At 39.1% G+C, this 13,538-nt stretch carries 13 protein-coding genes; all 13 read left to right on the top strand.

All coding sequences use genetic code 11. From position 1 onward, the window contains the following. The 13 genes from L0657_RS24020 to L0657_RS24080 all read left to right on the top strand — a co-directional run bounded on the left by L0657_RS24020 (position 1) and on the right by L0657_RS24080 (position 13,460). Positions 1 to 954 (top strand): glycosyltransferase, encoded by a 954-nt coding sequence (locus tag L0657_RS24020; RefSeq protein WP_235153318.1) that lies wholly within the window; start codon positions 1 to 3, stop codon positions 952 to 954. A 318-nt stretch (positions 955 to 1,272) separates the two neighbouring features. Further along, complete coding sequence (locus L0657_RS24025) at positions 1,273 to 2,379, top strand: hypothetical protein (RefSeq protein ID WP_235153319.1); 1,107 nt, start codon at positions 1,273 to 1,275, stop codon at positions 2,377 to 2,379. 101 nt (positions 2,380 to 2,480) lie between these two features. Next, the gene (locus L0657_RS24030; protein ID WP_235153320.1) at positions 2,481 to 3,692 is read left to right on the top strand and encodes a glycosyltransferase family 4 protein; all 1,212 of its coding nucleotides are present in this window, start codon (positions 2,481 to 2,483) and stop codon (positions 3,690 to 3,692) included. Next, entirely contained in the window at positions 3,689 to 4,858 is a 1,170-nt protein-coding gene (locus L0657_RS24035; protein ID WP_235153321.1) for a glycosyltransferase, read from the top strand. Before L0657_RS24030 ends, L0657_RS24035 begins: the two co-directional genes overlap by 4 nt. A gap of 102 nt (positions 4,859 to 4,960) precedes the next feature. Further along, positions 4,961 to 5,515 carry a putative colanic acid biosynthesis acetyltransferase gene (locus L0657_RS24040; protein ID WP_235153322.1) on the top strand — a complete coding sequence of 185 codons (555 nt, stop codon included), beginning with the start codon at positions 4,961 to 4,963 and terminating at the stop codon, positions 5,513 to 5,515. Continuing rightward, on the top strand, positions 5,505 to 6,059 hold the full coding sequence (locus L0657_RS24045) for a putative colanic acid biosynthesis acetyltransferase (protein ID WP_235153323.1): 555 nt from the start codon (positions 5,505 to 5,507) through the stop codon (positions 6,057 to 6,059). The genes L0657_RS24040 and L0657_RS24045 overlap by 11 nt, the downstream gene beginning before the upstream one ends. 5 nt (positions 6,060 to 6,064) lie before the next feature. Further along, positions 6,065 to 6,886, top strand: a complete 822-nt coding sequence (locus L0657_RS24050) for a glycosyltransferase family 2 protein (protein ID WP_235153324.1) — start codon at positions 6,065 to 6,067, stop codon at positions 6,884 to 6,886. A gap of 19 nt (positions 6,887 to 6,905) precedes the next feature. Further along, positions 6,906 to 7,298, top strand: a complete 393-nt coding sequence (locus tag L0657_RS24055) for a VanZ family protein (protein ID WP_235153325.1) — start codon at positions 6,906 to 6,908, stop codon at positions 7,296 to 7,298. A 27-nt stretch (positions 7,299 to 7,325) separates the two neighbouring features. Then, complete coding sequence (locus L0657_RS24060) at positions 7,326 to 8,579, top strand: WcaI family glycosyltransferase (protein WP_235153326.1); 1,254 nt, start codon at positions 7,326 to 7,328, stop codon at positions 8,577 to 8,579. Between the two features lie 14 nt (positions 8,580 to 8,593). Continuing rightward, entirely contained in the window at positions 8,594 to 9,448 is an 855-nt protein-coding gene (locus L0657_RS24065) for a YjbH domain-containing protein (RefSeq protein ID WP_235153327.1), read from the top strand. Further along, on the top strand, positions 9,432 to 10,577 hold the full coding sequence (locus L0657_RS24070) for a YjbH domain-containing protein (protein WP_235153328.1): 1,146 nt from the start codon (positions 9,432 to 9,434) through the stop codon (positions 10,575 to 10,577). Before L0657_RS24065 ends, L0657_RS24070 begins: the two co-directional genes overlap by 17 nt. Positions 10,578 to 10,908: 331 nt before the next feature. Further along, positions 10,909 to 12,273, top strand: a complete 1,365-nt coding sequence (locus L0657_RS24075; RefSeq protein ID WP_235153329.1) for a sugar transferase — start codon at positions 10,909 to 10,911, stop codon at positions 12,271 to 12,273. A 113-nt stretch (positions 12,274 to 12,386) separates the two neighbouring features. Then, positions 12,387 to 13,460, top strand: coding sequence for a hypothetical protein (locus L0657_RS24080; protein WP_235153330.1), 1,074 nt, complete (start codon positions 12,387 to 12,389; stop codon positions 13,458 to 13,460). Positions 13,461 to 13,538: the final 78 nt, after the last annotated feature.

Genomic DNA, 13,538 nt, shown 5'->3' on the forward strand with positions numbered 1-13,538 from the left:
ATGTCTGCGACACCATTAATATCCATTGTAATCCCAATATACAATCTAGAACAATATATTGATCGATGCATTAACTCATTGATCAATATTACTAAGACTGATGTGGAGATTATATGTATAAATGATGGTAGCGTGGATAATTCAATCAAAATTTTAACAAGCTACGCTGACCGCTCTGAGTTATTGACTGTATACAATAAGTCAAATGAAGGTGTTAGCAAAACCAGGAATTATGGAATAGATATTGCTAAGGGCAAGTATATATGGTTTGTAGATGGTGATGATACAATTAATACTAATAGCTTCGACGAAATCTATACTGCCCTCGTCGAATCGAATACAGATGTTCTTTGTCTTAATTACGACAGCGTTAACAGCAAAGACTTGACAGCCAGTATTCCTAATTTACAATGTCTACCGCAAGGCAAATTCGCAATTGCGGACTTCTTTAATAACATTTATAATGGAAAAGGTATGCCTTGGGCATTCATCATCCGCCGTTCATTAATTGTTGATAATGCTTTATATTTTGACTCAAAAATTAGATACTATGAGGATGAACAATTTATTTACAAAGTTCTCAGCCATGCAGAAGATATAGAAATTTCAAAGGCTATAATATATCACTATCTTATACGAGATGGATCTGCTTTACGCGCAGCAAAACAAGAAGATCGCCTGCGAGATGCAATACAGGTTTACGCAGATTTAAAGGATTTTTCAAAAAGTCGATCTACTGAATTTAGAAATTTCATAGATAAACGGACATCCCATACCATATGTTGGTTATTCCGTGAAGCCTCGGATAAGCAAATTAAAGAGTTTTATCAATTTGCTATTAACAGAAATATGTTGCCAGTTGCTGTGGTAGGTCCCTTAAAAACGAGAATCCAAGCCGTGATCCTAAATTTCAGTTTAGTCCTGTTCAGGCAATTTACCAAAATTCTAAGGTAAGAGCAATAACTAGCGTTAAAGCAGATTTACAGTAAACAGACAAGTCAATTGTTAGCATTTTACCGAAGGTGAAACGAATAATGTGAGAAAACCAATTATAATCAACGACAAATGACTCTATTACATATTCTTTTGCTTGCAATATTAATTTTTGTTAACGCCCGGATAATTTATCTTATACTATTATCCAAGATATCTGTGTTCAGTCCAATCTCGCTATTTTGCTTGACGGTTGTAACTCAAATGTTCCCTCAAATAATTGTTCTTTATACAAATAGATTTTACAACGTTGAAATCATACCACTAATGCTATTCGTGATGATTAGTTCTCAAGTTGCTTTTAATTACGGCTTCAATACACGGTCAACAATTTCTAAAAGCAGTCTCGGTATAAAAGATTTCTCCCTAAAAAGAGTACATTATTTGATAGTCTTTTTCACCATAGCTGGGTTAATTCCGATGTTCTTCTACCAAAGCCTTACTACAGTTTATGGGGGCGTTAATGTAATCTTAGGAATATTTCGATCGTTAGGCACTTTCGGATTTATTATTTCATTAATCCATTTAGAAAAATACCCAAAAATTCATCGTAAGCTTATATTACTATGTACGATTGTGAGTGGTATACCTTTGTTTTTCTTCGCCTATTTCGTAAAGGGGTCACGAGAAGGTCTTTTTGCATTAGCATTGTTTATTGCGCTGTTTCTTTCGACGGGAATACTCCGTAAGTATAGTAGAATGGTTTCCATATCATTTTTTTTAGTTTTTCTTTTAGGAAGTTTTGTAGCAGGTAGTATCACTGATATTCGAAGAACTAATAATTATAAGGAGGAAGGCGCATCTGACATTACGCAAATAGAGTACCTAAGTAATTTCGTAAATTCGATAGTAAGCAAGGATATTACTAATGGGATGGATTTGGGCAATGGAGCGATTTTAATTGATCACGTATCTGCTAACTCCACTTACGACTACGGTGCAGGTTTTTGGAATGGATTTATATACAATTACTTCCCATCAAGATATTTTGGAGATGACTTCAAAAACGCGGTTTACATAAAATTTTCTAATATTTCCTCAAATGAAGCCTTAGAAAAGCGATTGACTCGTGGAATTTCTACGCGAACCGGTTTTTTCGACGCATTCAGATCATTTTCTGTGTTTGCCTTTATTCCGTTTTTATTCTTCGGTATTTTGCTTAATTCGTTTCAATCAAAATCTAAGCTTTCAATGTTTTACCTTTTTGTCTATGTTTCTTGCCTTGCGGTAATACCTAATATGCTAACTCATAGTTTTCAATATTTGCTTGGAAGGTTGGAGCTAATCTTTATTATACTTTTCCCAATTCTTTACTTTTTCACCCATCAAAAGAAAAGGAATGTCAAAATGAAAGCATCTACTCTGCACACAAGTAGGCAGGCCTAAGCACAAATAATTAAATAACTCATGGCAATGACACCCCGTTCCCAGAGAATAGCTTATTTAAACTTAACATCAAAAAGCAAGCTACTATAAATAATAGATACATGAAAATCATTGTTAGCCAACTGAACGCCAGACACCGTTACATCATTCCCATAATTCTGGACAAAAATGACTTATTGGAAAGATTATATACTAATACTTGCAAGTACAGTTTCCTAGGCACACTAAGTTCGCTATTCATCAGGATGGGAATTAAAATTCCGATACTTTTCCGGCTATCAAATAGAGACCCAAAAATTGACAAGTCTAAGGTTTATTCGTCTGACTATCCCCTTCTCAGGAGTTTAGTATCAAAAAAAAATGATGACCTTTTACAAAATGAAATTATGTATCAATCATTAAATGAAACTTTTTCAAAGAATGGTCTAGGCTCGGCAGATTGCTTATATACCATGTTTTTTGAGAATTTGAAGTTTGCTGAATTTTGTAAAAATAATAATTTGAAAGTTGTTATTGACATTTACGAAAATCCAAATGCTTTTAGAGAATTGATAAGCGAGATTACTGAACATCCTGAGTACTCAATTTTCTCAAATCTAATCAAGTCATACCGTGCAAAAGCTGCTTTCAGAGAAAAATATGTTGAAAAAATGCTTCTCATAGCAGACTATTATACCATTCCGTCAAATTATGTAAAAAACTCGCTTTCTTCCTATTTAAATTACGATTCAAAAAAAGCCAACATTATTCCATATCCGTCTAGTATACAAGTAAAAAACTACAATTACAGGCCAAAAAAACATAAGCTAATATGGGTCGGCAATGATCCCGTTAGAAAAGGCTTGATTTATTGCGCTAAGGCCGCCAAAATATTAAAGCTCAAATATCCCGATATTGAATTTGTTGTAATAGGAAGCGTTGATGACCGACTTGCCAAATCAGATTTTTTTTCAGATCTTAAATTTGTCGGAGTACTTGGAAAAAAAGACCTAATTGAGGAGTTCGAGACGGCTGAGGCATACATTTTCCCGACGTTATTTGAGGGACTAGCAGGTACAGTTATCGAAGCTGCGAGCTGTGGATGCCCAATAATCACTACGGAAAACTCTGGTATGGATCTCGAAAACTTCCCTGCTATTTATATTCCAGTTAAGGATGTATTGGCAATAGTTGACTCTGTCACATCGCTTTTCGAAGATTCTGAGGTTCGAGATCGATTGTCAAAATCTGCATTTCTGTATTCTCAAAGTCTATCTCAAGAAAAATATGAATTAAAACTTATCGACTTTTTTAAAAGCATTGACGTAATATGAAAGTACTTCGAGTTATACCCTCAATGAATCCTGAAAATGGTGGCCCTTGCCAAGGTATTCGAAATTCAATACCGGCATTGCAACGGTTGGGAATAGAAAGTGATGTAGTCTGTCTAGACGACCCAAATTCGAGTTATTTAGCTCAAGACCAATTCGTTATCTTCGCTATTGGCGGCAACAGTGGAGAATGGAAATATAGTGCAGCGCTATCCATCTGGCTGGATCAGCACATGCACCGGTATGATGCTGTAATTATACATGGTCTATGGCTATATCACAGTTACGCCACCATCAAGAATATGTTGAAACTTAGGAAAACATCTTCCTTTCCAAAAGTTTATGTAATGCCACATGGGATGCTAGACCCATGGTTTCAAAAAGACAGCACTAGAAAATTAAAAGCTTTTCGCAATATTGTCTACTGGCATTTGATTGAGAAGAAAGTAATCAATAATTGCGATGGCTTACTTTTCACTTGCGAACAAGAACTAATTCTTGCCAGACAGACATTTAAAGGATATGATCCAAAGCAACAGTTAAACGTTAGCTATGGAATACAAGCGCCGCCAGCGCTTACCAACGAAATGAAAAATGCATTCTCATCAAGTGTTAAACTTCTTAATGACAAGCCATATCTTTTATTTCTAAGTCGTATTCATCCAAAGAAGGGAATAAATATGCTAATTGACGCATATATAGATTTAAAGTCCGTTGCACAAAATTTACCAGACTTGGTCATTGCGGGGCCAATAGACGATTCTTACGCCTACTCGATGGTAGAAAAAGCTAAGGCCAGTTCATATATACATTTTGCTGGGATGTTAAAAGGTGATAGCAAATGGGGTGCTTTCTATGGATGTGAAGCTTTTATATTACCTAGTCATCAAGAAAACTTTGGTATATCAGTTGTAGAAGCGTTGGCATGTAGTAAACCTGTACTTATATCCGATCAAGTTAACATTTACAAAGAGATTGAAGTAGGAAAAGGTGGATTCATTGGAACTGACACAACGTCTGGTGTTAAAAATCTTTTGACACGATGGTTTTCTCTAAATGAAAATGAAAAAAAATCAATGTCAGAAAATGCTAAAGAAGTCTATTTAAAGAATTACGAAATAGAGGAAACGGCGAAGTTGCTGAAGCAAGTTTTACAACAAAAAAACTAATTTTTAGCTCCTCCAAATAAGCAAATTGATTGTACAAGTGTTCCTAAACAATTACAAAGTAAATCAAGCAATCTATTCTTAGAAGTAAATTATCTCTATAATATGCCTGAAACAAAAGATTACGAAAAGTATCGAGACGATATTCCCTTGTCTGATAAACTTCTACGCCTTACTTGGAGGATAATTCGATTAATATTTTTTTCTCCATTTTCCTTACCATGGTTTAACAACTGGAGAATTTTCTTACTAAAATGTTTTGGAGCAAAAATTGGAAAAGGTTGCATTGTATATTCAAGTGCGTATATACCAGCACCTTGGAATTTAACAATGGGAAACATTTCTTGCATTGGGCCAGACGTTCAATTACATATAGGAAAAACATTTTTAGGATCTAAGGTCACAATCTCCCAACGAAGCTACTTATGTAGCGCCTCTCATGAAATTACTTCTTTAAACACACCATTTGTTTCGGGAAAAATTGTTGTTGGTGATTATGCTTGGATAGCTGCCGAAAGCTTTGTAATGATGAATGTAACGATAGGGGAAGGAGCAATTGTGGGAGCAAGATCTGCCGTTTTTCGCGATGTTGAACCATGGAATGTTGTTGGGGGAAATCCTGCGAAATATATAAAAAAAAGAACTATAGATGAAAAGTAAACCCATTTTCGATCCGGTACAAACCACACCTTTTGCTAAAAAGACAAAGATAAAGGCACATTTATGGATTTTAGTAAATAGTACATTATTTCGTCTAATGCCTTTGCAGGTTCGTAAATTCAGAATTGGACTGCTCAGACTCTTCGGTGCTAAGCTTGCAGATACGGTGACTATAAGTAGAACTGCCAACATCGAACATCCATGGAATTTGACAATGGGCCATTTGTCATCATTGGGTGATAATTCATGGGTTTACTGTCTGGCACCAATAATTATTGGCGAAAAATGCTGTATCGGGAAAGACGTCTATCTAATCACTGGAAGCCACGACATAAATGATTCTGGTTTCAATATGATTACTAAACCTATCTTTATCAACGATGGAAGCTGGATAGCCACAGGTGCATATATTTTACCTGGCACGAGCATCGGAAAATATACAGTGGTCGCAGCGGGCTCTATTGTTGTAAAGAGCACAGAAGAATATTCCGTTGTAGGTGGAAATCCTGCAAAAGTTATTAGAAAAAGAGAATTCAATCAATAAAATTTATGGTATCGATTCTAGTTCTTACCAAAAACGAACAGCAAGACTTACCAGGCTGCCTCAAATCAGTATGTTCATGGTGTGACGATATTCATGTCTACGACTCGTACAGTGATGATAATACTATAAAAATAGCTGAATCTTTTGGTGCAACTATAACTCAGAGAAAATTTGACAATTGGTCGGCTCATCAAAATTGGGGGCTCGCAAATATTAAGTTTAAATATCCTTGGGTACTTTATATCGATGCAGATGAAAGAGTCTCTGAAAGCCTACTTGCAGCAATCAAAGCACATGATTTTGCTAACAGCAAAAATGTTGCTTATGAAATACAACGTCGAGACTTTGCCTGGGATGGGACCTGGCTTAAATATGCCCAGATGTCGCCATATTATCTGAGATTGTTCCGTCCGGATAAAATGAGATATGAGCGTTTAGTAAATCCTGTGTCCATTCCCGATGGCTCGACTTCACGTATCGGTGGATTTCTGGATCATTATCCGTTTAGCAAAGGTTTTCGTTACTGGATAAACAGGCATTTGAGTTATGCAGACATGGAAGCGGCCATGCGTCTTGAAGATATGGGAAAAGGCACTAGCTTTTCTTTGGGAAAAGCTTTATTCAGTAAAGATTTCACTGAAAAACGCTACCACCAAAAAGGATTGTTTTACAAACTTCCTGGTCGCCCCATTATCAAATGGCTGTACATGGTCGTTGGCAGAAGAGCCTTTTTAGATGGCAAGGCAGGAATCACTTATGCAACTCTTCAATCCATTTATGAATACTTTATTGTGTTAAAAACGAAAGAACTTTTAGAAAAAAAATAAATTAAAAATTTAAACTGCCGTGCTCCGATACCTGATATATATTTTGCTTTTGACAGGTGCAGGCTTGGTATTTTATTTTAGTTGGCTGCCTGATCCGGATATTGGCAACGAACCATATTTTCCTGGTTGGTTGGGAGAATGGACCAATAAATATGGTAACTTACGTACAGCTGTTCCGTTTGTGTTTCTGGGCGCTTTATCAGAGTTTGGTTTAGTCAGAGCCCCGGATCAGTGGAAAAAAAGATTCATTATTCTGGCCCTGCTTTTCGGGCTTGTTGTTGTAGCTGAAATCGGTCAGCTTTTTTTAACTGACCGACATTTTGATTATCAGGATATTCTGTGGGGTATTGCAGGATCTATTGCAGGATTGTTAGCCGGATATACGGCGAAAAAACTTTTAGCAGTTGGTTAAAACCGCTTCTATAAACTACTCAACGTTATGAGAATTTTAATATACGGGATAAACTATGCCCCGGAGCTTACCGGAATCGGTAAGTATACCGGTGAAATGGCCTCCTGGCTTGCGGGCCAGGGCCATGACGTTTCGGTCGTCACCGCCATGCCTTACTATCCGGAATGGGAGGTTCATAAATCATATAAGGGGAAATTGTGGCATAAGGAAATCCTGAATGGCGTTAAAGTTTATCGCTGCCCACTGTATGTCCCGAAAAATGTTACTTCTCTGAAAAGAATCATTCACGAGTTTTCGTTTCTAGCGAGCATACTGCCGATTTGGTTTTTGACGCTTTTTCAGCAAAAATATGACGTCGTGTTTTGTATCAGCCCTCCTTTTCACCTGGGTCTGCTTCCACTGTTGTATTCCAAAATCAGAGGATCAAAATTCATCAACCACATACAGGATTTGCAGGTTGATGCGGCGAAGGATCTGGGCATGATCAAAAACAAGCGCTTTCTGGATATCATGTTCAGTACTGAAAAATACATTTTTGATACCGGCGATTTTGTGTCTACCATCAGTACCGGTATGCAAAGAAAGATCAGCGAAAAATACATTGAGGAGGATAAATTGTTTCTTTTCCCGAACTGGGTGGACGAAAATGCCATTTATCCGCTAACCAAAGATCAGTCGCTGAGAAGAGAGTTTGGCATAAACAATGACGACAAGATCATTTTGTATTCCGGTAATCTGGGCGAGAAACAGGGACTGGAAATCATCATCGAGGTTGCCCGGTCGTTTACAAAGAGAAAAGACGTTCATTTTATCATTTCAGGAACGGGTGGCGGAAAGGAACGGCTTATTAAAATGGCGGAGGACCACAATTTGAAAAACATCAAATTTTATCCGCTTCAACCTTATGAAAAACTTTCTGCTTTGCTGGCCATGGCTGACATCCATTTAGTATTGCAAAAAAAGTCGGCATCCGATCTGGTCATGCCATCCAAACTGACGGGCATTCTGGCCGCCGCTGGCTGTGCGCTGGTGACCGCGCCTCCGGGGACGTCCTTATATCACATTATCCACCGCCATCAGATGGGGATCCTGGTGGAACCGGAATCCGCCGAGGCACTTCGGGAAGGCATAGAAAACGCGCTGTCGATGAACCTGGATGTGGTGCGCAATAATGCGAGGCGTTATGCAGAAAAATATCTGAGCAAAAACGGGATACTTCGGGAATTCGAAGAAAAACTAGCTACAATCCGTGAACAAAAGCCAGAGTTCGTAATACGATGAACCCCTACCCATTTATGATAAAAATTTATAGGTCAAAAGGCAAGACGATCAGGAAAGCAGGAGTGATATTTTTCCTGTTATCATGTTTCTCCATGCAGCTAGCAAAGGCACAGATCAACCTTTCCGGAAAACCAGGGCTTATTTATACGCCCAGCGCAGTGGAAAGTCCGGATGGACAATTTCGTTTTGGATACAATTACAATCCAATCAAATACGCCCTGCGCGGACGGGGCCGAAATCCGGAACGTATTATTTATGCCAATGTGACAATCCTTAAAAGGCTGGAAATCAATGTGAATTTACTTCAAATGATCAGTACGGATAATAGCAAGGTAAAGGAAGCATTAGGCGACCGGCAGCTGGATTTACGTTATCTTATTTTGAAAGAAAAGAAAAACCAGCCCTCACTGGCCGTGGTCATTACAACACCTTTTACCATCGACGGTGCAATGCTGACGCATGCGATTGTGACGACCAAAAATTTCGTTCTTTCACCGGCGCTAAGACTGGAAACCAGTATTGGGTATGGAAGTCCCTATTATTTGTATCGGGATGTAAGCAATCTGAGCAATTCGGGAATGCTGTCGGGATTTGAATGGCAAAAGAAAAGTGAGGACCGCTATAAAAATCATTATCTGGAAGGTCCGTTCGGAGGTGCTGTGCTTCACTTTAAAAATGTGGGCGGAATCATGGCCGAATATGATGCCAATAACATCAACGTAGGTTTATATGCCAAATTTTTCAAAAGCTGGACTGTCCAGGCCGGATTGTTAAATGGTGACCAGATCACCTTCGGAACCTCCTATGCATTGTCCCTTATCAAACCTTCGAAACGTTTAAAAAAGCAAAAAGATGAAGATAAAAAATAATATACTCGCCTTTTTGCTTGTGATTTTGTCCTTTTCAGTTTCCATTGCACAGGACAAAAACGAAAAATATTCTCCTGAACGGTTGAAAGCGGATTATGAGAATATTCATACGATTGACAAAAAGATTTTTTATGAACAACGTTTGTTCAGGAACCCTTTTATTGGATTGTTTGAGATAGACAGAATCGCAGGTGACACTTCCACGAATGAATATGTGCCCATGTTTCAGGGAATGCCCGTTGGTGTGTACAGAAAAGACAATTCGATTCATTATTCCCCACTTTCTGCAAAAACACGTGAGGAATACTTTAAAAAAAATTCCTCATTCCCTTTACAAAAAAAATACAAATTTGACTTTTGGATACAGCCGTATTTTGCCGCCGTTTTTGGCAATTTTGAAAGGCCGGTGCAGAGTAATACGAGCGTTGCCCTTCATACCCAGTTCTATATATGGCCAGGCCTGTCACTTTCCACTGGAATTTTGTTTCCGATCATTAACCAGATGGACAGCAGGCCGAAAATTATCCGCCCCGCCCCGACCTATCTGAACCAGTTTTATGCACGAGGAAATCATTTCATCAGTGCTACGGCAGGATTATTTAACAATGATCAATATGGCTTGAATGTTCAATACAGGCATGCAGATCTGGGTAAACCGTTTTCTTATGGCGTTGAAGCAGGTTTCACGGGTTATTATTATTATCCCAGAGGTGGCATTTATATTGAAAATCCTGATCAGCTTCTGTTTCTTGTTGATGCTGCCTATCGGTTCAGAGGTCCGGACCTAACTTTGAAACTTTCCGGCGGGCAATTCCTTTGGTCAGATAAGGGGGTAAGATTTGATTTCATGCGACAATTCACCAATGTAGAGATTGGCGTGTATGCCACGAAAACGCAAAACGGATCTACGGTAGGTTTTAATTTCGCGGTTCCGATTCCACCGGGAAAAATTGCGCAGGGCAAACGCGCACGTCTTCGCACGACGGATGAATTCCGCTGGGAGTACACCTATACCAGGGGATACCGGATCGGTGAGCGTTACCGTTTAGGCTATCAGTTGGATCAAAAGTTGAGACAATATCATCAGGATTATCTGAACCAGCAGATGCAACGTCTTGACAACAAATAGCAAGTAGAATAATTTAGCAAACCGGCACCAACTTAATTCAATTTGAAAAGTAGTACAAAAAGAAGAATCACTGGTGCTTTTCAACTTACTTTTATTGTAATTACTTAATAATCAAATATATGCAAAATATAACAATATACGGCATTGTGAAATTAGTTAGATATGTTGTAAACTTGTTATAATTATGAACTACATGAACCATAAAATAAGTTCTACAAATAAATTTCAGTATATTTGATGGATCTTTTTAAGTTTGTGTAGTAAGATTGGTTAAAAGTATAAATTTTGACCCGTCCTGATAAGGAAAATACTCAACGTTATACTATAAACTATGAAAAATCGCTATCCTGGGCTTCTTCCCAAGGCTCATCTGTGGACGGACCTCGTCCTGCTTAATGCTGCTTTTCTTTTTGCGTATTCTGTGAGATTTGGAGACCTTACAGACCTATTTAAGAATCAATATGTGAATTTGCTCCTGGTTGCAAATCTTCTTTGGGTTTTCACCATCTATGTTTTCAAAACGTATTTCTTTACCAGACTTTCCTACAATTTTAACAATCAGATCGTCAATTTATTCAAGGCTGCATTAGCACATGCTGCCGCGATCATGGCTTTTTTGTATCTGACAAAAGAAGGTGACGCCTATTCGCGCCAGCAGGTGATGATGACTTATGGTTCATTTCTTGTCCTTGCATTTGCTGTCAGAGCTGCCACAGTCGCTTCACTGAAACTTTATCGTCAGGCAGGATATAATTATAACCGTTATGCCATCGTGGGCAAGGGCGAACTGGCCTCACTGATCCGCAACTTTTACAATGACAAAAAAGATCTGGGTTACCGGTTCTGCGGATCGTATGAATTTGGAAACGAAACCGATGAGCTGAGAAACCTTGAATCTTTGATGGGTGATCAAAAACTGGATTATGTTTATTGCTGCCTATCTGATATGACAGACGAACAAGTTCGTGGCGTTATCAAACTTGGGGAAAGGCAGAAAACGCAGGTACGCCTGGTTCCGGATTTCAGAGGTTTCATGACGAATATGGCTACGATCGAGTACCATGACATGTATCCTATTATACAGGTTAATACCAAACCATTTTCAAGTGTCAACGAACAGACGCTGAAACGCTCCTTTGACCTGATCTTTTCAAGCATTGTGATGATCCTCGGTGCTCCTGTTTTTATCGGTGTAATGCTGGCTGTGAAAATCACTTCTCCGGGTCCCATATTCTACCGCCAGAAACGCTGCGGACAGTGGGGCGAAATGTTTGAGATTTACAAATTCCGAAGCATGTGTGTCAATGCGGATCAGATGGGACAACATTCGACAGGCGCGACGGATAAACGTATTACACCGATCGGAAGGATCCTGCGCAAATCCAGACTTGACGAATTGCCTCAATTCTTCAACGTAATTAAAGGAGATATGTCTGTGGTTGGTCCTCGTCCTTTGTATAAATATGATGTGGACATGCTGATGGAAGCTGAGCCTCATGATTTTCAAAGATTGCTGACAGTGAAACCGGGTATCACATCTATCGGTCAGATCAATGTAGGATACGCGGACACGGTCGCTAAAAATGTAGAACGTCTGAAATACGACCTGCAATACCTTAAATCTTACAGTGTCCTTGACGACATCAACCTGATTTTCAAGACCATGCAGGTGATGGTACTGGGCAGGGGCCAATGATAAATTCAGGACATTTTGCCATATAAGTATTTACCTCCGCAGTGTTTTGAACCTTGTATTTATGTATATAAATAATGTAAACTATTAATTCCACAAATCAATTTTTACTCACAATGAAAAAACGTACAATCAAATTAGCAGTATTGAGTCTGATGATGACTGCGATGCTGTTCAACTGTAAGAAGGATGACGAGCCGACTGATCCAAAGACTCCTTCAACAGAAACCACGCAAGCGTTAAACGCGATTACGTTACCAGCTCAGACATTAATTGAGCCTGCAGCGGTTCAATCAACTCCTGCAAGCATTGAAGCTTCTGCGAAAGCAACAGAGGTTAGCGGAGCACTTGGAAATATCGCCAGCACAGGAGTTGTCCCTGCAAGCGTAACTACAGCAGCTTCTGACGTGAGCGGAGCACTTTCTCAAGACGAGATCAACACTTTGAACAGTGTTAACGCTGAAACGATTTCAGCAGTAGCTGGTGGCGGAGAGCTTTCCCCTGCACTTGCGGCCATTCTGGATAAAGTAATGGCAAATCCCGCACTTGCTGCGTATTTGCCTAAGTTCAATTTCCCAACAGTTAATGGCGTTGCTGTTAGAGGGGCTAAGAAAACCACTTCAACTGTTACGGCCAGCGGAGCACGTACTTCCGGAACTGATGCTGTTGAAAAAGTAGAAGGTGTATTGGTTGACGATGCTTGTATCACAGCTGCAAACACTTTGTTCAATACTGCAAAAGCAAGACTTGATGCTTCAAAAGCTACAGAAGATGCAAAAGTAGCTACAAAATATGCTGCTGATATTGCACCTATCGCTGCGGCGCAAACTGCGTGTACAGACGGTTTGACTGCTACTTATGCAGGTTACAGAACAAGTGCACAGCAAATTGGTGCTGATGCTAACGCAGCTTTGGATGCTGCACAAGGAGTGTTGGGCTCAAACTATGCTTTGTTGAAAGCACTGGTTAGCATTCAGGTTCTTGGTACACTGGCCTCGATCAATGAACTGGAAGCTGCTGACCGTCAGGCATGTATTGCAAAAGCTGCTGCTGCAACTACAAATGCTCAGGCTGCAAGAGATGCAAACATTGCACAAGTAAATGCAGCATATACAACTGCACTTGCCGAAGCAACAAGATTACAAGGTGAGGCAATCAGAAGCTGCCATAACCAAGGCGGAGGAAACTAAGAAACACGTTTTCACATACTATGCCGGTAACACATCCATCAGGATTGTTACCGGTTTTTTTATATTCAGGAGAAACTA

It is taken from the genome of Dyadobacter sp. CY345, assembly GCF_021502725.1.
GTDB lineage: Bacteria > Bacteroidota > Bacteroidia > Cytophagales > Spirosomataceae > Dyadobacter.